The organism is Micromonospora sp. A3M-1-15, assembly GCF_024213425.1.
Classification (GTDB): Bacteria; Actinomycetota; Actinomycetes; order Mycobacteriales; family Micromonosporaceae; genus Micromonospora; species Micromonospora chersina.
Genome location: NZ_JANAVK010000006.1, coordinates 364,876 through 385,169, shown reverse-complemented (window position 1 = coordinate 385,169; position 20,294 = coordinate 364,876). Strand labels below are relative to the sequence as shown.

Sequence of the window (20,294 nt, the reverse complement as noted above, 5' to 3'; positions counted from 1 at the left end):
CCGCTTGACTCTGACACCGTGTCAGGGGCGAGCGTGAGGGGGCCATGTTCACCATCGGAGAATTCGCCGCACTCGGCCGGGTGTCGGTCCGGATGCTGCGGCACTACGACGGCATCGGGCTGCTCCGCCCGGCCGCCGTCGACCCGCACACCGGCTACCGGCACTACCGGGCGGACCAGCTCGGCCGGCTCAACCGGGTGGTCGCCCTGAAGGACCTGGGCCTCACCCTGGACCAGGTCCGGGCGATCCTCGACGACCGCCTGGACGTCGCCGAGCTGCGCGGCATGCTGCGGCTGCGCCGTGCCCAGCTCGCGGCGCAGGTCGCCGCCGACACCGCCCGGCTGGCCGCGGTCGAGGCGAGACTCCGGATGCTCGATGCGGAGGGACGCATGACCACCGAGGACGTCGTACTCAAGGAGATCCCGGCGGTGCGGATCGCGGAGCTGACCGCGGTCGCCGCCGGCTACCAGCCGCCGGACATCGGACCGGTGATCCAGCCGCTCTACCCGGAGCTGTTCCGCCGCCTGGAGGCCGCGGGGGTCCGGCCCGGCGGACCGCCCATCGCCTGGTACGAGCCCGAGGGCGAGGGTGAGGCGGTGGTCGTGCACGCGGGGGTGGCCGTCGGCGTCGACCCGGCGGCCGCCGGGGACGTCGCCGTGGTCGACCTGCCGGCCCTGCCGACCGCCGCCACGCTTGTGCACCACGGCCCCATGGACGAGGTGGAGACCAGCATGGGCGTGCTCGCCCGGTGGATCGAGGAGAACGGCTGGCGGGCCGAGGGGTACGCCCGCGAGGTCTACCTGGACTACTGCCCGGACGCAACCGAGAAGGGCGTCACCGAGCTGCAGATACCGGTCTCCCGCCGCTGAGCCGTCCGGCGGGGCCGCCCGCGTGGGCGGCCCCGCCGGCACGCGAGGTCCGATCGCCGCCAGCCACCGGCCGCGTCCCGGGGCCAGGCTGGAGGACATGACGACGACGCGCACCAGGTACGTGATCCGACCCGTGCCCGCCGAGGTGCTGGCCGACCTGCGGCGCACCGGCCGCGACGCCTCCGGCCAGCCGCCCGAGCGGTGCTGCGCCGAGGGCGGCGAGCCGCTGCGCTGCTGCCTCCGCGACGCCACCGCGGGCGAGCCACTGCTGCTCTTCGGGTACGCGCCGCCGCTGCCGCCCGGCCCGTACCGGGAGGTGGGGCCGATCTTCGCGCACGCGGTCGACTGCCCCGGCCCGGCGGACCCGACGGCGTACCCGCCCGACTGGCGGGGGCGGCCCCAGGTGCTCCGGGCGTACGACCGGCGGGGCCGCATCGTCGGCGGCCGGCGGCACGACGGCGACGACCCGGAGGCGGTCATCGCCGAGCTGCTGGCCGATCCGGCGGTGGAGCGCCTGCACAGCCGCAACGTGGTGTACGGCTGCTACATGTTCACGGTTGCCCGGGGCTGAGCGCGTGACCGGCGGTGGCCGGGGTAACAGCCCGGGATGACCGGACTGGACGCGATCGTGGTGGGGCAGGTGGCCCGGGACCTCGTGCTGCTGGTGGACGAGCTGCCCGGCCCGTCCGGGACGGCCCCGATGCGCTGCCGGCGGGAACTGCTCGGCGGCAAGGGGGCCAACCAGGCCGTCGGGCTGGCCCAGCTCGGCGTCCGGGTGGGGCTGCTCGGCGTGGTGGGCGAGGACGAGGTCGGCGACCGGCTGCTGGGCCGGGCCCGCAGCGACGGCATCGACGTCGCCCCGGTGCTGCGCCGGCCGGACACGCCGAGCGCGCTGATCGTGGACGTGGTGGACGCCCGGGCCCGCTGGCGGTACCTGGAGGACATCCCCGAGGCGACCCTGCTCAGCGAGGCGGACGTGACGGGCGCGGCCGAGGTGCTGCGCGCGGCCCGGGCGGTGGTCGTCCAGCTCCAGCAGCCGCTGCCGGCGGCGCTCGCGGCGACCCGGCACGCCCGCGACGCCGGCCGGCTCGTGGTGCTCGACGGCGCGCCGGACGACCCGGGCGGGTCGGCGGAGCTGCTGTCCCGGGCCCACGTGCTGCGCGCCGACGCGCGGGAGGCCGGCCTGCTGCTCGGCGGCGACCCGCCGAAGGACGCCGACGCGGGGCTGCGCGCCGGCCGGGAGCTGGCCGCCCGGGGGCCGGCGCTGGTCGCGGTCGAGGTGGCGGGGGAGGGGAACGCCTTCGTCTGGCCCGGCGGGGAGCTGTTCGTGCCGCTGAGCGAGACGCCCACGGTGGACAGCACCGGCGCCGGGGACGCGTTCGTCGCCGCCGTGACGGCCGGCCTGCTCCGCGACGACCCGTACCCCCGGCTGGCCCGGCACGCGGTCGCGGCGGCCGGAGCGACGGTGGGCCATCCCGGTGGCCGGCCCGCCCTCACCCCCGAGGCGATCGAGGCGCAGCTGGCCCGGATCCCGGAGCGCTGACGTCCCGGATGGACATCCGTCGCCGCCTCTTCTAGCGTCGCGGGCATGCGGAGGACCCTGCTCGCCACCGGGCTCGCCCTGCTCCTCGTGGCCACCGGCTGCGGTGGGGGCGGCCGGCCCGCCGAGCCGGCCGGGGCCGGCACGCCTACCGCCTCACGGCAGGACGCCGGCCAGGTCGAGCGGACACTTGCCAGCCTGCGCCGGGTCGACGACCTGCCGCTGTACGAGATGACCTACGTGGGCGACTACGACCCGACCGCCGGTGTCGCGGGCACCCCGCAGGCCACGCCGTTCGGCTGTTCCCTGTTCGCCGCCCGGGGCGACCGGAGCCGGCCGCTGTTCGCCCGCAACTTCGACTGGGACGCGAACCCGGCGCTGGTGCTGCGCACGGACCCGCCGGACGGGTACGCCTCGATCTCCCTGGTGGACATCTCCTACCTGGGGGTGACGGCCGACCCGGCCGGGGACCGCCGGCTGCTGAACGCGCCGCTGCTGCCCTTCGACGGGATGAACGAGCGGGGCCTGGCCGTGGGGCTGGCCGCCGACGACGGCGCCACGGCGGAGCCGGTGCCCGGCCGGCCCACCGTGGGTTCGGTGCGCATCCTGCGCCTGGTGCTGGACTCGGCCGCCACGGTGGACGAGGCGATCGCCGTGTTCGGGCGCTACAACCTGGACTTCGACGGCGGCCCGCCGCTGCACTACCTGATCGCCGACGCCACCGGCGCGTCCGCGGTGATCGAGTTCGTGGACGGCCGGATTCGGGCCGAGAAGGGCCGGGGCGCCTGGCAGGCGCTGACAAACGTGCCGGCCGTCGGGGTGGCCGACCGCGACCTGCGCGCCGACCACCGCTACGGGGTGCTGGCCGAGGCGCTGGACCGGGCCGGCGGGGCGGTGGACGCCCCGGGCGCGCTGCGCCTGCTCGACGCCGTGCGGCAGGCGCACACCCGCTGGTCGGTGACGTACGGGCTGCGCACCGGCGAGGTGCGGCTGGTCACCGCGGGCGGCGGCGAGCGCGACTACCGGCTGCCGATGAACTGAGCCGGGCCCGACCCCCGCGAGGGGGCCGGACCCGGCCGGCGGGTCACGAGCCGAGGATCACCAGCTCAGGTAGCCCGTCTGGGTCTGCACGTTCAGCTCGGGCACCTGGATCAGCCGCGCCACCCAGGTACGCGGGTCGCGCAGCTCCAGCACGTCCAGTCCCTTCTGGATGTCGCTGGAGTAGATGTGGCCGTTGTACCAGTAGGCCGACCAGGAGCCGCCGGTGCGCAGCCGCTCGGCGTCCAGCGGGCCCCGCTCCCAGAAGGCGATCTCCGTGGGGTGCCGGGAGTCGGTGAAGTCCCAGACCGAGATGCCGCCCTGGTACCAGGCCTGGACCATGATGTCCCGGCCGGGCACCGGCACCAGCGAGCCGTTGTGCGCCACGCAGTTCTCCGTGTCGGCGTTGGCCCGGGGAATCTTGTAGTAGCTCCGGAACGCCAACCGGCGGTCGTCGCCGCGGCCGGTGATGTCGTAGATGGCGTCCGCGCCGCGGCTCGGCCCGGTGGCCTCGTTGCAGGTCGCCGCGCCGCCCCCGCCCAGCTCGTCGGTGAAGACCACCTTGGTGCCGGAGTTGTTGAAGGTCGCCGAGTGCCAGAACGCGAAGTTCTCGGTGTCCCGGACCCGCTCGATCACCCGCGGCGCCTCCCGGTCGGCGATGTCGAGCAGGATGCCGTCGCCCATGCAGGCGCCGGCGGCCAGGTCCTTCGCCGGGTACGCGGTGATGTCGTGGCAGCCGGTGGTCGCCGACTTCTCACCCGGGATGCCCGGGTAGCCGCCGTCCGGGAACAGGTTCGGGGTGGCCACCACGGCGGCGTCGGTCGGCGACCGCAGCGGCACCTTCACGATGGAGATCGAGTCGTGCGGCGGCTGGCAGTCCGGGAACTCGGCCCGCGGGCTGTACGAAGAGACGTACAGGTAGACGGTCCGCCGGTCCTTGCCGGGCACCAGGGTGTGGGTGTGCGAGCCGCACGCCGTCTCCACCGACTTGACGTAGCGCGGGCTGCTCTTGTCGCTGATATCGAAGACCTTGATGCCCTCCCACGACCCCTTCTCGGAGGCGGGCTGGGCGACGCTGCTGCACGAGTCGTCGCTGCGCGAGGAGTCGGTGGAGAGGAAGAGGAGGTCGCCGTGGACGGAGATGTCGTTCTGCGAGCCCGGGCAGAGCACCTGCGACACGACCGTCGGCGCGCTCGGCCGGGAGACGTCGTAGATGACGAAGCCGTCGTAGTTGCCGACGAAGGCGTACCGGCCCTGGAACGCGATGTCGGTGCCGAACGCCGTGGAGGTGTCGAACGGCGCCTGCTTCGGCAGGTTGGCGACCTGGCGCAGGTTGGGGCTGCTGGAGATCTCGTCGACCCCGGGGACGGCGTTGTCCACGGTGGCCGGTGCGGTCGCCGCCCGGGGGGTCTCCTGGGCGCTGCTGGGTGGGGCGGTGACGACGCCGGCGACGAGCAGGCCGGCGGCGGCGAGGCTGACGATCCGGGTTCGGGACGTGCGGATACTGATCATCGGCGGCACCCTCCGAAAGGGGATGATGATTTGCCACACCTTACCGGCCGACGACGGGCATCAATGTGACGGCGGTCACATCTAAGCGGGATTGTCTATGGATAGGATCGCTGCCACCTCGACCGGAGGGAGTGCCGTATGACCGGCCGGCAGGGACGCGTCTGGCTCGCCGTCACAGCGCTGGTGGTGCTCCTCGCCGGCGCCGGCGTGGCGCTTGCCGGGCGGGGGCACGAGCCCGCGGCGGCTCCGGCGAGCCCGTCCGCCACCGGAGGCACGCCGCCGGTGGACGCGCCGCCGGTCGTCGTGCCCGGCCGGCCGGGGGAGCCGGCGGCCACCCGCGCCGCGCAGGAGGTCCGGGACGCCGCGCCGCCCCGCTACAACGGCCTCGACGTCTGGTACGTCCGGATGATGATCCCGCACCACCAGCAGGCCGTCGAGATGGCGAGCCTCGCCCCCGACCGGGCCGCCGACCCCCGCGTACGTGCCGTCGCCGACCGGATCCGGGCCGCCCAGGGGCCGGAGATCGGGGTGCTGCGCGGCTGGCTCGGCGAGCGCGACCTGCCCGCCGAGGTCCCCGGGCACGATCACGGCTCGATGCGCGGCATGCAGTCCGCCGAGGCGATGCGGCAGCTCGCCGCCGCCCGGGGCGCGGAGTTCGACCGGCTCTTCGTGCGGATGATGACCGCGCACCACGAGGGCGCCGTGGTCATGTCGACCGACCTGCTCAAGGTGGGCGCGGACCAGACCCTCCAGGAGTTCGCCAACGCGGTCGCCAGCGAGCAGTCCGCCGAGATCGCCCGCCTCCGCGAGCTGACAACGCCACCTTCGTGATCGAAGCGCCCGGCGACCCGTTCTCGTAACGGCATGGGCATCGACGGGCGGGGTGCCCCGTACGCTGGGTGACCGTGGACCGCATCGTCTTCGGCCGCCCGCTGCGCAGCGTCGCGTTCGACGTCGCCGTCTCCGGGCTGGTGGCCCTCTTCGCCGTCCTGGGGATCTTCGCCCAGGCCGGCGGGGCGGCGGCCACGGCCGTCGGGATCGTGATGGCGCTGGTCCTGCTGTTCCGGCGGGTCCACCCGTCGGCGGTGGCGGCCGGGGTGGCCGTGCTGGCGCTGGTCCAGGTGGTCGCCGGCTGGGGCCCGCTTGCCTACGACGTCGGCGTGCTCATCGCCCTCTACAGCGTGGTCAAGTACGCCGACCGGCTGCGCGACGGCATCCTGGCCGGGATCGTCGCCGCGATCGGGGTGCTGCTTGCCGCCGTTCAGATGCCCGGGCCGGCGCCCTGGTGGGCCGGTGCGATCTACTACGGCCTGGTCACCGGCGCGGTCTGGCTGGTCGGGCTCAACGTGCGGACCCGCCGGCTCTACGTGGTGAGCCTGGAGGAGCGCGCCGCCACCCTCGAACGGGAGCGGGAGGCGGAGTCCCGGGCGGCGGTCGCCGAGGAGCGCACCCGGATCGCCCGGGAGCTGCACGACGTGGTCGCACACAGCATGGCCGTGATGATCGTGCAGGCCGACGGGGTGCGGTTCACCATCGACCGCGACCCGGCCACCGCCCGGGAGGCGGCCAAGGTGGTGGCGGACACCGGCCGGCAGGCGCTGGAGGAGATGCGGCGCCTGGTGGGCGTGCTCCGGGAACCGAGCCGGCCGGACCCGGCGGCCGCGCCCGACGGCACGCTCGACGCGGTGCCGGCGCACCGGCGGCCGGCCCTGGTCGAGCTGCCCGACCTGCTGGACCGCTTCCGCGCCGCCGGCCTGCGGATCACCGACACCGCCACCGGCACGCCGGTCGCCCTGCCGCCCGGCCTGGAGCTGACCGTCTACCGGGTGGTGCAGGAGAGCCTGACCAACGCGCTCAAGCACGCCGGGGTGGGCGCGGCGGTCGAGTTGCGCCTCGACTGGTCCGCGGACGCCGTCGTGGTCCGGGCGGTCGACGACGGGCGCGGCCGTCCGGTGGTCCGTCCGGCGCCGTCCGGCGGGCACGGCCTGGTCGGCATGCGCGAGCGGGTCGGTGTGTACGACGGCAGCCTCGCCGCCGGCCCCACGCTGGGCGGGGGCTGGCGCGTCGAGGCGCGGCTGCCGCTACCGTCGGCGCCGGGGACCGAGGAAGGGAAGGCGGCGGCATGACCGTCCGGGTGGTGATCGTGGACGACCAGGCGCTGGTGCGCGCCGGGTTCCGGATGGTGCTCGACTCCCAACCCGACCTCGCGGTGGTCGGCGAGGCGATCGACGGCGCGGACGCGCTGCGGGTGCTGGACCGGGTCGAGGCCGACGTGGTGGTGATGGACCTGCGGATGCCCACCATGGACGGCGTGGAGGCGACGAGACGGATCTGCGCCCGTCCGACCGGCAGCCGGCCCCGGGTGCTGGTACTCACCACCTTCGACACCGAGGCCGACGCGTTCGCCGCGCTGCGCGCCGGGGCCAGCGGCTTCCTGCTCAAGAACGTCCCGCCGGAGGACCTGCTCGCCGCGATCCGGGTGGTCGCCGAGGGCGACTCGGTGGTGGCACCGTCGATCACCCGGCGGCTGCTGGACCGGTTCGCCGGCCAGCTCGGTCCGGCGCCCGCCGAGGACCCGCGGCTTGCCCAGCTCACCGAGCGGGAGCGGGAGGTGCTGCTGCTCGTGGCGCAGGGGCTCTCCAACGCCGAGATCGCCGCCCGGGTGCACGTGGCCGAGGCGACGGTGAAGACCCACGTCGGCCGGATCCTGGCCAAGCTCCAGCTCCGCGACCGGGTCCAAGCCGTGGTGCTGGCCTACGAGAGCGGGCTGGTCACCCCGGGCGGCTGACCCGGCGTACGACCTGGGTCGTACGGGTCCACCCGCTCGGGGGCGACCACCGGCGTACCGAGGTCGAGCGCGCAGGTGGAGATCATTCGCGGGGTGCCGCCCATAGCGTCGGAAGGGTCTTCAGGACCAGTCCGACAGGAGCACCATGTTGTCCGCAACCGCCACCACCGGCGTCGCCGTCACCGCCCGTGAACTGCGCAGGGAGTACGGCTCGGGGCTGTCCCGGGTCGTCGCGCTCGACGGCGTCGACCTCGACCTGGCCGCCGCCCGGTTCACCGCCGTGATGGGCCCGTCCGGGTCCGGCAAGTCCACCCTGCTGCACTGCCTCGCCGGCCTGGACCGGCCGTCGGCCGGCACGGTGCGCATCGGCGACGCCGACCTGGCCCGCCTGGACGACCGCCGGCTGACCCGGCTGCGCCGGGACCGGATCGGCTTCGTCTTCCAGAAGTTCAACCTGCTGCCCACCCTCACGGCCGAGGAGAACATCGTGCTGCCGCTGGCCATCGCCGGTCGGCGGCCCGACCCGGAGTGGCTGCGGCAGGTGGTGGCCGCGGTGGGCCTCACCGACCGCCTCCGGCACCGGCCCGCCGAGCTCTCCGGCGGCCAGCAGCAGCGGGTCGCCGTGGCCCGGGCCCTGGTCACCCGGCCTTGGGTGATCTTCGCCGACGAGCCCACCGGCAACCTGGACTCCCGCTCCGGCACGGAGGTGCTGCGGCTGCTCCGCGAGGCGGTGGACACGCTCGGCCAGACCGTGGTCATGGTGACCCACGACCCGAAGGCCGCCGCCCACGCCGACCGGGTGGTGTTCCTCGCCGACGGGCGGCTCGTCGACGAGCTGCACGCGCCGACCGCCGGCCAGGTCCTCGACGCGCTCACCCGGCTCGAGGCCGGCGCGTCGCCGGTGGGGCGGTGAGCGGGATGCTGCGCCTCACCCTGCGCCAGATCCGCGCCGAGGGGCTGCGCCTGCTGCTGTCCTCGCTGGCGATCGTCCTCGGCGTCGCCTTCGTGGCCGGCACCCTCATGTTCACCGACGGCATGCGCGCCGGGGCGTACGAGCGGGCCGGCGCCTTCGACCGGCACACCGACCTGGCCGCGTACGCCGGCAAGGCCCCGCTGAACCCGTCCCTGGTCGATTGGGTGCGGGCGGTCGACGGGGTGGCCGCCGCCGAGGGCGAGCTGACCGGCACCGCCGGGGTGGTGGGCGCCGACGGGCGGCCCGTGCTCGGCTACGCCGTGCTCGCCGCGATCCCCACCGACCCGGCCCTCCAGTCCTACGACGTGGTCGCCGGGCGGCTGCCGCAGCGGGCCGGCGAGCTGGTCCTCGACGAGGAGACCGCCGCCGACCAGCGCTTCGCCCTGGGCGGTCCGGTGCGCGTCGGCGGGAACGGCGGGCCGGCGCGGGCCTACACCCTGGTCGGCACGGTCGACGTGGCCGGCAGCTCCCGGGACGTCGGCGGCCCGTTCATCGGTCTGGCCGGCGCCGACGCCCTGGCGGTGAGCGGGGAGCGCGGCTACGGCCGGATCATGGTGGCCGCCCGGCCGGGCGTGGACCGGGCGGCGCTCGCCGACCGGGTCCGCGCGGCGGTCGGGCCGGACGTCGCGGTCCGGGACCGCACGGCGATCCTCGACGAGGCGGTCGCCGACGCGGTCCGCGACCGCCGGCAGTTCGAGCTGTTCCTGGGCACCTTCGCCGCGGTGGCCGTGGTGGTGGCCGGCTTCGTGATCGCCAACACCTTCGCCATCGTGCTCGCCCAGCGGTCCCGGCGGACCGCGCTGCTGCGGCTGGTCGGCGCCACCCGGGGTCAGGTCTACCGGGCCACCCTCGGCGAGGCGGCGCTGACCGGGCTGCTCGCCTCCGCCGTCGGCGTGCTGGCCGGGGTGGGGCTGGCCGCCGGCCTCGGCGCGCTGCTGTCCACCCTGGACGCGCCGGCCGCCGGCACGGTCACCGTCACGGCCCGTACCGTGCTGCTGTCCCTCGGCCTCGGCACGGTGCTGACCGTGGTGGCCGCCGCCGTTCCCTCCTGGCAGGGCACCCGGGTCGCGCCCGTGGCCGCGCTGACCGACGCCGCCGTGCGGCCCGCCCAGCGGGCCGGCCGGGTCCGGCTCGCGACCGGCGCGCTGGTCCTCGCCGCCGGGGTGGCCGCCCTGGCCGGGGCCGGGGCCACCGGCCAGGTGCCGCTGGTCGCCGCGGGCGGGGTGCTGGCCTTCCTGGGCATCGTGCTGTTCGGCCCGGTGCTGGTGCCGGCCCTGGTCCGGGTGCTCGGCCTGCCGATCCGCCGGCTGCTCGGCGTCCCGGCCGGGCTGGCCGTGGCGAACGCCGTGCGCAACCCGCGCCGGGTGGCCGCCACCGCCACCGCCATGGTCATCGGGATCGGCCTGGTCTCCGCGTTCGTGGTCGGCGCGGGCAGCGCCAAGGCCGGCATCGAGCGCGCCGTGGACGCGCGTATCGGAGTGGATTTCCTGGTCACCGGCATCGGCGGGGACCTGCCGGCGCCGCTGGCCGGCGAGCTGGCCGCCCGGCCGGAGCTGGGCGTGGTGCACGAGCAGCGCAGCCGGGTGGTCGACGGGGTCGAGGTGCGGGCCGCCCACCCGGCGCTGGTCCGGCGGACCCTGTCCGCGGTGGACGCCGGCGACCCGGCCGCCCTGGGCCCGGGAACGGTGCTGGTGCACCGGGAGCTGGCCGCGGCCCGCGGCTGGTCGGTCGGCAGCACCGTCCCGCTCGCCGGCCGGTCGTTCCGGGTGGCCGCCGTGGTGGCCGACGACAACCCGGTCCTGGCCGGCAGTCCGGTGCCGTCCGGACACGTGGTGGACGTGGCCGACGCCGACTTCGCCCGCCTCTTCCCGGCCGAGCGCGGCCACCTGGCGGAGGTGGACTCCGCCGACGGGGTCACCGCCGACGCCGCCCGGGCCGCCGTCGAGTCGGTGCTCACCCGCTATCCCACCGTCAACCTGCTCGACCAGGCCGCCTACAAGAAGATGCTCACCGGCACCGTGGACCTGGTGCTCGGGTTCGTCACCGCGCTGCTCGGCCTGGCCGTGGTGATCGCGCTGGTCGGCGTGGCGAACACGCTCACCCTCTCGGTGGTGGAGCGGACCCGCGAGAACGCGGTGCTGCGCGCCGTCGGGCTGAGCCGCGGCGGGATGCGGGCGGTGCTCGCCGTCGAGGCGGTGCTCACCGCGCTGGTCGGCACCCTGCTCGGCATCGCCCTGGGCACCGGGGTGGCCGCCGCCGGGATGGCCGTGGTGGCCCGGATCGGCGGGGACTTCACCCTGGTGCTGCCGTGGGGGCGGCTCGGCCTGATCGTCGCGGTGGCGGTGGTCGCCGCGCTGGCCGCCTCGGTCCTGCCCGCCCGCCGGGCGCTCTCCCGGCCGATCGTGACGGCCCTCGGCGCGGAGTAGGGACGTGCGACGGCCCGGTCACCTCCAGGGTGACCGGGCCGTGAGCGGGTGGATCGGGATCACTCGGTGCCGGCGGGCGGCGGCTCCGGCGGCGTGCTCTCCGTGGTGGGCGGCGGGTCGACCGGGGTGCTGGCCGTCGTCGGCGGCGGGTTCGCCGGGGTGGTCGGCGTCGTCTGCGGATCCGTCGGTCCGGCCGACGAAGGGGTGCCGGAGGGGACCGGCTGGACCGGTCCGCTCCCGGAGGGGCTCGGCGTCGCCGAGCCCGAGGTGGAGGGCCGGCCGGTCGGGCCCACCGGCCGGTAGCTGCGGCCGCCACCCTCCGTCGGCGGCGCCTCGGTGACCGCGGCGTCCGCCACCGAGTTGCTCGGGGCAACCGCCGGCACGGTCGAGTCGAGCTGGGTGGCCGGCGCCTCGGCGTTCTTCGCCGCGCCCAGGGCGGCTCCCAGCGCGGTCAGCGCCACCAGCACCGCGGCTGCCGCGCCGACCAGCGTGCCCCGCCGACCCGCCCGGCGGGCCGGGGCCACCAGGGCCCCCGGGGCGGCGGCGGTCTGGTCGTCGCGGGTGCGGCTCGACCCGGTCGCGCCGCGCAGCGCCACCGGCACCATCGAGGTGGGCGCCTCGGAGCCGGCCGCGCGGGCCGCCTCGGCCATCGCCGCGGCGGTGGCGAAGCGGTCCGCCGGGTCCTTGGCCAGGGAGCGGGCCACCAGGTCGCGGACCGGCTGCGGGATCTCCACCGGCAGTTCCGGCGGCTCGTCGTCGAGGTGCCGGACCGCCACCTGGAGCGGGTTGTCGCCGGTGAACGGCGGGCTGCCGGTGAGGCAGCAGTAGGCGACCGCGCCGAGGGCGTACACGTCGGTGGCGCCGGAGACCGGACGCCCGGCGGCCTGCTCGGGGGCCATGTAGAGGGCGGTGCCGGGCACCGCGTTCGTGCTCGTGATGCTGGTCACGTTGGTCGAGCGGGCCACCCCGAAGTCGACGAGCACCACGGTGCCGTCGTCCTGCACGAGCAGGTTGCTCGGCTTGACGTCACGGTGGACGATGCCCCGGGTGTGCGCCGCGTGCAGGGCCTGGGCCACCTGCGCCACGATCGACATGGTCTCGCCGACCTCGAGCTGCCCGGCCGCCTCGATGCGGCGGGAGAGCGGCTCGCCCGCCACGAACTCCATGACCAGGTAGTCGGCGCGGCTGCCGTCGGGCAGCTCGTCCTCGCCGCAGTCGAAGACCTGCACCACGCCCGGGTGGCGCAGCGACGCCATGATCCGTGCCTCGGCGCGGAAGCGGGCGATGAAGTCGGGGTCGGAGACCAGCGCGGGCAGCAGGACCTTCACCGCGACCGGACGGCCGAGCACCAGGTCCGTGGCACGCCAGACGTCGCCCATGCCGCCGGTGGCGACACGGTCATCAAGGCGGTACCGACCGCTGAGTACGACGTCTGAGGACAGCACCTCCACACCGTACCCAGAGTGGCGTCGGAGTATTTCCCGCGATCTCTCCCGTCACGGCCGGCGGGCGGCCTGACGGGGCTCGGCCGAACGGTCAACCGCCGCCACGCCGAATGGCTGACCGTGACGACTCGCGTACGATCGGCCAGGAATGAGCGCTCGACAGTTCGTGTGTCCGGGTTCCGGCCTGGCGTACATCCGCTGTTCACCGGCGCGGAGCGCGCTCGCGGTGGCGTTCGTTACATCGACCCGCCGTGCCCAGGCGTAGAGAATTCTCACTCTTTTCCCGGTCGACGACACCTTGTCGAACCCGTCCGTCCGCTCCTAGCGTTGGCCGGGCTCCCGGCCGCCCCAGGACGCCGGTACGGTATGTCCGCCGACGCCCGTCCTGCGCGGCGGTGTGCAACGGCGCGCCCGCACCTCCCCGTGCTGGTGCGGATCAGGCCAGCGGGGGGCTGATGGTGCGGGTGGAGGTCCGGTCGTCCGACCGGGCGGGCGTCGGGCACACCGGCACCGGCGGGCGCCGGTCCGGGGAGTCGGCACGTCGGGAACGGCGGAACAATGACCGGTGAGCTGAACGAGGCGGTCGTCGCCGCGCAGGCGGGCGATGAGGCGGCGTTCCGCTTCCTCTACCGCAGCCTCCAGCCCGGCCTCCTGCGCTACCTCACCGCCCTGGTCGGCGCCGACGCCGAGGACGTGGCCTCCGAGGCGTGGCTCCAGATCTCCCGTGACCTGCCCAGCTTCACCGGCGGCGAGTTCCGTGCCTGGACGGTCACCATCGCCCGCAACCGGGCCATGGACCACCTGCGCCGGCAGCGGCGGCGGCCGGCCCTGCCGGTGCCCGTGCAGGCGCTCAGCGAACTGGCCGGGGACGCCGACACCGCCGAGCGGGCCGGCGAGACCATCGGCACCGAGAGCGCCCTGGCGCTGATCGCCAGCCTGCCGCCCCGCGAGGCGGAGGCGGTGCTGCTGCGCGCCGTGATCGGGCTCGACGCGGAGACCGCCGGGCGGGTGCTCGGCCGGCGGGCCGGCGCCGTGCGTACCGCCGCCCACCGAGGGCTGCGCCGGCTGGCCGGCATGCTGGAGCGCACCGACCCCGACCAGTCGTCGGACCGGGCTGGTGGAGCGACGCCGCCCCGCCCCCGTGCCGGCCGGGGACGGCAGGCGCCGCAGGCGCCCAAGGCCGAGCCGGCGGACGGTTGACGTGGAGGGAAACGGGATGAGCTTTCGCCGGTCCGACCGGCCCGCCGACCGGGCCGAGTCGGAACGCCTCCTCGACGCGGCCCGCGCCGGCGCACCCGCGGAGCCGGGGGTCGACCCGCTGGCGCACCTGCTCGCCGCGGCGGCCGCCCCGGCCGCCCCGGCCGAGCTGGCCGGCGAGGAGCAGGCCCTCGCCGCGTTCCGCGCCGCCCGCGCGGCGCCGGCCCCGGTCCCGGCCGTGGCGCCACGGCCGCGCCACCGCTTCCGGCTCGGCGCGGCCCTGGCCGGGCTCGCCGCCACCGCCACCGCCGGGGTCGCGTTCGCCGCGGTGAGCCTCGACCGCGGCACCGAACCGACGCCCCCGCCGGCGCCGAGCACCTCGGGTAGCACCGGTGCCGGCAGCACCGGCGCGGGCACGCCGACCGACTCCGGATCCGGGAGCGCCGGCCCGACCGGGGGCGTCCCGTCCACCGCGCCGACGCCCGGCGCGTCGGGCGGGCCGGGCCGCTCGCCGACCGCCGGACAACTGGCCGGGCTGTGCCGCGGCTACCTGGCGAAGTCCGACCAGCAGCGGGCCCGGGCGCTGGAGAGCCCGGCGTTCGCCGACCTGGTCACCGCGGCCGGCGGCGCCGACCGGGTCGAGGGCTATTGCCTGGCCCTGGTGCCGGAGAAGTCGCCGGAGCCCGCGCCGAAGCCGTCCGCCGACGGCGGGAAGACGCCGTCGGCCGACGAGCGCAGGGCGACGTCGTCCACGCCCGCCGCCCCGACCCCACGGACCGGAAAGCCGACCAGCGCCCCGAGTCGCTGAGCCCGTGCGGCCCGCAACCGGATTCCGGACAAAAATTCATCTCCTCGGGCGCGCGAACTCCGTCTGCTAGACAGAAGATGGTGGGACCCGCGGGACGCCCGGCCGGCGCGGCCGGGTGCCCGCCGACAGCGTGGTCGCCCACCCCGGGAGAGAGGAGCCGTCTCGTGGTGATGTCGCCGGAGCTGGACCGGACCATCGTCCTGGGGGACGAGGCGGCGGCCCGCGGGCACCTGGCCAGGATCTGCTTCAAGACCGGGCCACCCACCCTGACCGGCGTCGAGCTGGAATGGACGGTGCACGACGCCGCGGACCCGACCCGCCCGGTCGACCGCGAGCGACTGCGCCGGGCGCTGGGACGGCACAGCCCCGTCACCATCGACCCCACCAGCCCGGCCGCCGGGCTCCGGCGCGGTGGCACCGTGACCGTGGAGCCGGGCGGGCAGGTGGAGATATCCTCCGCGCCGCGACCCTCGGTCGCCGCGCTCATCCTGGCCACCGAGGCCGACCACGCCGAGCTGCGGGCCCTCCTGGACGCCGCCGGCCTCGTCCTGGGCCGCACCGGCATGGATCCCTGGCGCCCCCCGCGCCCCGTCGTGGAGACCCCGCGCTACCGGGCCATGCGCTGCGTCTTCGACCGGCACGGGCCCGCCGGCCGGGCCATGATGTACAGCACCGCCGGGCTCCAGGTCTGCCTGGACGCGGGCGAGCCGGACCGGGTGGCCGAGCGGTGGGCCGCCGTCCACGCCGTCGGGCCGCCGCTGCTGGCCGCCTTCGCCACCGCCGACCGGCACGCCGGCCGGCGCACCGGCTGGGCCTCCACCCGGATGGCCGCCTGGCTGGCCATCGACCCGGCGCGCACCCGACCGGTCTGGTCACCGGCCCGTGCCCACCTCGACCCGGTCGCCGCCTGGACCGAGTACGCGCTCGCCGCGCCGCTGCTCTGCGTCCGCGGCGACGGTCCGGACTGGACCCCGCCCCCGGGCGTCACCTTCGCCGACTGGCTGGCCGGGGCGCTGCCGCGCCCGCCGAGCACCGACGACCTGGAATACCACCTCAGCACGCTCTTCCCGCCGGTGCGCCCGCGCGGCTACCTGGAGGTCCGCTACCTGGACGCCCAGCCCGGTCGGGAGTGGACGGTGCCGCTGGCGGTGCTCGCCGCGCTCCTCGCCGACCCGGCCACCACCCGGGACGCGCTGGCCGTCGCCACCCCGGTCGCCGACCGCTGGTCCGCGGCGGCGCGGCGCGGGCTGACGGAACGACCGCTGGCCGCCGCCGCGGCGGCGCTGTTCGACCTGGCCCTGGCGGCCCTGCCCCGGCTGGACCTGCCGGCCGGGATCCACGACGAGACGAGCCGAGCGATCCGGCGGCGCCGCGCCGCCGCCGAGAGGGGACACCGGTGACCACGACCGACCGACCGGCCACGGAGGGCGAGCAGCTGCGCAGCCGGATCGCGGCCGAACTGGAGCGCACCCGCGCCCGGACCGCGCTGCTGACCGACGCGGTGGACGACGACGACCTGGTGCGGCAGCACTCCACGCTGATGTCCCCGCTGGTCTGGGACCTGGCGCACGTCGGCAACCAGGAGGAGCTGTGGCTGGTCCGCGACGTCGGCGGGCGCGAGCCGGTGCGCCGCGACATCGACGACCTGTACGACGCCTTCAAGCAGCCCCGCAAGGACCGCCCGGCGCTGCCGCTGCTGCCCCCCGCCGAGGCGCGGGCGTACGTGCGCACCGTCCGGGACAAGGTGTACGACCTGCTGGACGGGATCCGCTTCACCGAGCGGAAGCTGGTCGAGGACGGCTTCGCGTTCGGCATGATCGTCCAGCACGAGCAGCAGCACGACGAGACCATGCTCGCCACCCACCAGCTGCGCGCCGGTGGCCCGGTGCTGGACGCCCCGCCGCCGCCCGAGCCGCGGGTCCGGGTCGGCGCTGAGGTGCTGGTGCCGGCCGGGCCGTTCACCATGGGCACCTCGACAGACCCGTGGGCGCTGGACAATGAGCGCCCCGCGCACACCGTCGACCTGCCGGCGTACGCCATCGACGCGGCGCCGGTCACGAACGGTCAGTACCGCGCCTTCATCGCCGACGGCGGTTACGACGAGCCGCGCTGGTGGAGCGAGGCCGGCTGGCGGCACCGTGTCGAGGCCGGGTTGAGCGCGCCGATGCACTGGCGGCGGGACGGCGACGGCTGGGCGTACCGCCGGTTCGGGCGCTGGTCGCCGGTGCGCGAGGACGAGCCGGTGGTGCACGTCTGCTTCCACGAGGCGGCGGCGTACGCGGCCTGGGCCGGCAGGCGGCTGCCTACGGAGGCGGAGTGGGAGAAGGCGGCCCGCTGGGACCCGGCGACCGGCCGGTCGCGCCGCTACCCGTGGGGCGACGAGGACCCGACCGGCGCGCACGCGAACCTCGGGCAGCGGCACCTGTGGCCGGCGCCGGTGGGCGCGTACCCGGACGGGGCCTCCCCGCTCGGCGTGCACCAGCTCATCGGCGACGTCTGGGAGTGGACCTCGACGGCCTTCCGGGGCCATCCCGGCTTCGTGGCGTTCCCCTACCCGGAATACTCGGAGGTCTTCTTCGGCGACGACCACCGGGTGCTGCGCGGCGGCTCCTTCGGCACCGACCGGTCGGCCTGCCGGGGCACCTTCCGCAACTGGGACTACCCGATCCGGCGGCAGATCTTCAGCGGTTTCCGCTGCGCCCGCGACGCCCGCCCCGAGGAGGCGGCGTGACGGGTGGTGCCGGCTGATGTGCCGCCATCTCGCGTACCTCGGTCCGCCGGTCAGCCTGAGCAGCCTGCTCTTCGACCCGCCGTACGGGCTCCTGCGGCAGTCCTGGGCACCGCGCGACATGCGCGGCGGCGGCACCATCAACGCCGACGGCTTCGGGGTCGGCTGGTACCCGGGTGACGGCGACCCGGTCCGCTACCGGCGGGCCCAGCCGATGTGGAGCGACACCACCCTGCCGGAGCTGGCCGCCGTGACGGTCGCGGGCGCGGTGCTGGCCGCCGTCCGGTCCGCCACGGTCGGCATGCCGCTGCACGAGACGGCGGCCGCGCCGTTCGGCGAGGGGCGCTGGCTGTTCAGCCACAACGGTGTGGTCCGGGGCTGGCCGGACAGCCTGGTGCCGCTTGCCGCCGGGCTGCCCGTCCGTGACCTGCTGACCCTGGAGGTGCCGACCGACTCGGCGCTGCTGTGGGCGCTGGTCCGGCACCGGCTGCGGGCCGGCGCGGCGCCCGGCGACGCGCTGGCGGAGGTCGTCGCGGCGGTCTCCGCCGCCGCCCCGGGATCGCGCCTGAACCTGCTGCTCACCGACGGCGCGACGGTGGCGGCCAGCGTGGCCGGGCACGCGCTGTCGGTACGCCGTACCCCGGACTCGGTGCTGCTGGCCTCCGAGCCCTTCGACGACGACCCCGGCTGGCGGGCGGTGCCGGACGGCCGGCTCGTGATGGCCACCGCCGGAAGGCTGGACAGCCGGGAGCTGACGGTCGCCTGAACCCGTTTCCCACACCAGTAGGAACAGGAAGGACTGCTGATGAGCGCGGAGCCGCTGGAGATCCACCTGGAGGAGCAGGACCTCGGCCGCAGCCTGCGGGAGGACGTGCGGGCCGGGCTGACGGCGACGCCGAAGTGGCTGCCACCGAAATGGTTCTACGACGCCCGGGGCAGTGCGCTCTTCGAGGAGATCACCCGCCTGCCGGAGTACTACCCGACCCGGGCCGAGCGGGCGGTGCTGGCCGCGCACGCCGACGACATCGCCGAGCTGACCGGGGCGAAGACGCTTATCGAGCTGGGCTCCGGATCGTCGGAGAAGACCCGGCTGCTGCTGGAGGCCTTCACCCGACACGGCGACCTGGGCACGTTCGTCCCACTGGACGTCTCGGTGAGCGCGCTGCGCGGGTCCACCGAGCAGATCGCCGCCGCGTACCCGGGGCTGCGGGTGCGGGGCATCGTCGGCGACTTCACCCGGCACCTGGACCGGCTGCCCACCGGCGGCCGGCGGCTGGTCCTGTTCCTCGGCGGGACCATCGGCAACCTGCTGCCGGCGGAACGGGCGGAGTTCCTCACCGCGATGCGCGCGGCGTTGGAGTGCGGCGACTGGCTGCTGATCGGCACCGACCTGGTGAAGGACCCGTCGGTGATCGTCCCCGCCTACGACGACGCGGCCGGGGTGACCGCCGAATTCAACCGCAACGTGCTCCGGGTGATCAACCGGGAGCTGGGGGCGGACTTCGACCCGGAGGCGTTCCGACACGTGGCGGTCTGGGATCCCGAGCACGAGTGGATCGAGATGCGGCTGCGCGCCGAGCGCCCGGCCCGGGTCCACGTGCTGGACCTGGAGGTCGGGTTCGCCGCCGGCGAGGAGCTGCGGACCGAGGTCTCGGCCAAGTTCCGCCCGGAGGGGATCGCCCGGGAACTGGCCGCGGCCGGGTTCGTCCGGCAGGAGTTCTGGACCGATCCGGACGGGCTCTTCGGGGTCAGCCTGGCCCGGGCCGACTGAGCCGCCTGGCCGCCGCGGGTGAGCCTGTTCACCCGCGGCGGCCCGCCCCGCGATGATCGGCTAGGCTGGGCGGCGCGAAGGGGAGTAGCCCCCAATGTCGTGGTCGACATACTGGTGCGTTCCGCATCCGGCCACGCGGCCCCGGTCCCCGGGGCGGGCGAGACCTTCGACTCAGGCTGTCGCAGCCGGGTCGAGGGCGCCCCGTACCTCCTCCCGGCTTGATCGGGAAGGTTCACATGGACGGTTTCCTCGTCGCGCTGGTGGTCAGCTTCGGCGTCATCTTCGTCGCCGAGCTGGGCGACAAGTCCCAGCTCATGGCCCTGACGTTCGCCACCCGGTTCAAGCCCGTGCCGGTGCTCATCGGCATCACCGTCGCCACCGCGGTCGTGCACCTGGCCTCGGTCGCCGTCGGGTACGGCCTCCACGCCGCGCTGCCCACCAGCTGGATCTCGCTCATCGCCGGTCTGGCGTTCCTCGGCTTCGGCGCCTGGACGCTGCGCGGTGACAAGCTGACCGAGGCGGAGAAGCGCAAGGCGGAGAAGAGCAGCCGCAATGCGATCATCACCGTCGGTGTGGCGTTCTTCCTGGCCGAGTTGGGCGACAAGACCATGCTGGCCACCATCACCCTGGCCACCAAGTACGGCTGGTTCGGCACCTGGCTGGGCTCGACCCTGGGCATGGTGGCCGCCGACGCCCTGGCGATCCTGGTGGGCCGCCTGCTCGGCCGGCACCTGCCGGAGAAGGCCATCCGGTACGGCGCGGCCGTGCTCTTCGCCATCTCCGGTCTCTGGCTGGTCCTCGAGGCGGTCGCCGAGCTCGCCTGACTCCGTTCCGCCGTCGCGGCCAGTGACCCGGTCGCGGCGGCGGAATCCCGGTTCCGATGATCGTGGGCGGCGTCCCTGGGTATGAACATATCGGCCCCGCCGGGGCGGAGTGACCATCGCCGGGCGGGTGCCACTGGAGCAGATGGGACGATCGGGAGGTTCCGCGCATGAGTCGACACGACGAGCCCAACGAGTTCGGTTTCGCCGGGGAGGGCACCGCTCCGGAGCCTCCGCCCGGCGCACGCTCGGACGAGCAGGACCGGGCCGAGGAGGTCGCGGTGCCGGGCGACGACCTCCTCGACCCGTACGCCGACGCGGTGGAGGAGGAGACCGACGGGACGGAGGAGGAGAAGGCCCACCGCCGGCGGTGACCCC

Annotated in this window: 19 protein-coding genes; 17 read left to right on the top strand and 2 right to left on the bottom strand. The window is 75.6% G+C overall.

Annotated features, from left to right (window positions below; translation table 11 throughout):
* Positions 1-44 precede the first annotated feature (44 nt).
* The 4 genes from NLX85_RS28070 to NLX85_RS28055 all read left to right on the top strand — a co-directional run bounded on the left by NLX85_RS28070 (position 45) and on the right by NLX85_RS28055 (position 3,450).
* Positions 45-869 carry a MerR family transcriptional regulator gene (locus NLX85_RS28070; RefSeq protein ID WP_254340117.1) on the top strand — a complete coding sequence of 275 codons (825 nt, stop codon included), beginning with the start codon at positions 45-47 and terminating at the stop codon, positions 867-869.
* 97 nt (positions 870-966) lie between these two features.
* Entirely contained in the window at positions 967-1,440 is a 474-nt protein-coding gene (locus NLX85_RS28065; RefSeq protein ID WP_254340116.1) for a DUF1203 domain-containing protein, read from the top strand.
* A 36-nt stretch (positions 1,441-1,476) separates the two neighbouring features.
* Complete coding sequence (locus NLX85_RS28060) at positions 1,477-2,412, top strand: PfkB family carbohydrate kinase (protein ID WP_254340115.1); 936 nt, start codon at positions 1,477-1,479, stop codon at positions 2,410-2,412.
* Positions 2,413-2,457: 45 nt separating this feature from the next.
* Positions 2,458-3,450: a linear amide C-N hydrolase gene (locus NLX85_RS28055; protein WP_254340113.1), complete on the top strand. Its 993-nt coding sequence runs from the start codon at positions 2,458-2,460 to the stop codon at positions 3,448-3,450.
* Between the two features lie 57 nt (positions 3,451-3,507).
* On the opposite strand, the gene NLX85_RS28050 is transcribed toward NLX85_RS28055, so the two are convergent.
* Entirely contained in the window at positions 3,508-4,959 is a 1,452-nt protein-coding gene (locus tag NLX85_RS28050; RefSeq protein WP_254340112.1) for an LVIVD repeat-containing protein, read from the bottom strand.
* A gap of 138 nt (positions 4,960-5,097) precedes the next feature.
* Between NLX85_RS28050 and NLX85_RS28045 the strand changes: the two genes are divergently transcribed.
* The 5 genes from NLX85_RS28045 (at position 5,098) to NLX85_RS28025 (ending at position 11,146) form a co-directional block, all read left to right on the top strand.
* Positions 5,098-5,790: a DUF305 domain-containing protein gene (locus NLX85_RS28045; RefSeq protein ID WP_254340110.1), complete on the top strand. Its 693-nt coding sequence runs from the start codon at positions 5,098-5,100 to the stop codon at positions 5,788-5,790.
* A 68-nt stretch (positions 5,791-5,858) separates the two neighbouring features.
* Positions 5,859-7,085: a sensor histidine kinase gene (locus NLX85_RS28040; protein WP_254340108.1), complete on the top strand. Its 1,227-nt coding sequence runs from the start codon at positions 5,859-5,861 to the stop codon at positions 7,083-7,085.
* Complete coding sequence (locus tag NLX85_RS28035) at positions 7,082-7,747, top strand: response regulator transcription factor (protein WP_254340106.1); 666 nt, start codon at positions 7,082-7,084, stop codon at positions 7,745-7,747. The genes NLX85_RS28040 and NLX85_RS28035 overlap by 4 nt, the downstream gene beginning before the upstream one ends.
* Before the next feature lie 145 nt (positions 7,748-7,892).
* Positions 7,893-8,660, top strand: a complete 768-nt coding sequence (locus tag NLX85_RS28030; protein ID WP_254340104.1) for an ABC transporter ATP-binding protein — start codon at positions 7,893-7,895, stop codon at positions 8,658-8,660.
* A gap of 5 nt (positions 8,661-8,665) precedes the next feature.
* Positions 8,666-11,146, top strand: a complete 2,481-nt coding sequence (locus NLX85_RS28025) for an ABC transporter permease (protein WP_254340322.1) — start codon at positions 8,666-8,668, stop codon at positions 11,144-11,146.
* A 59-nt stretch (positions 11,147-11,205) separates the two neighbouring features.
* On the opposite strand, the gene NLX85_RS28020 is transcribed toward NLX85_RS28025, so the two are convergent.
* Positions 11,206-12,591, bottom strand: coding sequence for a serine/threonine-protein kinase (locus NLX85_RS28020; RefSeq protein ID WP_254340102.1), 1,386 nt, complete (start codon positions 12,589-12,591; stop codon positions 11,206-11,208).
* A 558-nt stretch (positions 12,592-13,149) separates the two neighbouring features.
* On the opposite strand from NLX85_RS28020, the gene NLX85_RS28015 reads away from it, so the two are divergent.
* The 8 genes from NLX85_RS28015 to NLX85_RS27980 all read left to right on the top strand — a co-directional run bounded on the left by NLX85_RS28015 (position 13,150) and on the right by NLX85_RS27980 (position 20,290).
* The gene (locus tag NLX85_RS28015) at positions 13,150-13,791 is read left to right on the top strand and encodes an RNA polymerase sigma factor (RefSeq protein ID WP_254340100.1); all 642 of its coding nucleotides are present in this window, start codon (positions 13,150-13,152) and stop codon (positions 13,789-13,791) included.
* A 16-nt stretch (positions 13,792-13,807) separates the two neighbouring features.
* Positions 13,808-14,596: a hypothetical protein gene (locus NLX85_RS28010; RefSeq protein WP_254340098.1), complete on the top strand. Its 789-nt coding sequence runs from the start codon at positions 13,808-13,810 to the stop codon at positions 14,594-14,596.
* A gap of 164 nt (positions 14,597-14,760) precedes the next feature.
* Complete coding sequence (gene egtA, locus NLX85_RS28005) at positions 14,761-15,996, top strand: ergothioneine biosynthesis glutamate--cysteine ligase EgtA (protein WP_254340097.1); 1,236 nt, start codon at positions 14,761-14,763, stop codon at positions 15,994-15,996.
* Positions 15,993-17,327: an ergothioneine biosynthesis protein EgtB gene (egtB, locus tag NLX85_RS28000; RefSeq protein WP_254340095.1), complete on the top strand. Its 1,335-nt coding sequence runs from the start codon at positions 15,993-15,995 to the stop codon at positions 17,325-17,327. Before egtA ends, egtB begins: the two co-directional genes overlap by 4 nt.
* A 16-nt stretch (positions 17,328-17,343) precedes the next feature.
* The gene (gene egtC, locus NLX85_RS27995) at positions 17,344-18,090 is read left to right on the top strand and encodes an ergothioneine biosynthesis protein EgtC (protein ID WP_254340093.1); all 747 of its coding nucleotides are present in this window, start codon (positions 17,344-17,346) and stop codon (positions 18,088-18,090) included.
* Between the two features lie 39 nt (positions 18,091-18,129).
* Positions 18,130-19,095, top strand: coding sequence for an L-histidine N(alpha)-methyltransferase (gene egtD, locus NLX85_RS27990; protein WP_254340092.1), 966 nt, complete (start codon positions 18,130-18,132; stop codon positions 19,093-19,095).
* A gap of 236 nt (positions 19,096-19,331) precedes the next feature.
* Entirely contained in the window at positions 19,332-19,919 is a 588-nt protein-coding gene (locus NLX85_RS27985; protein ID WP_254340091.1) for a TMEM165/GDT1 family protein, read from the top strand.
* Between the two features lie 167 nt (positions 19,920-20,086).
* Complete coding sequence (locus NLX85_RS27980; RefSeq protein WP_091306003.1) at positions 20,087-20,290, top strand: hypothetical protein; 204 nt, start codon at positions 20,087-20,089, stop codon at positions 20,288-20,290.
* Positions 20,291-20,294: the final 4 nt, after the last annotated feature.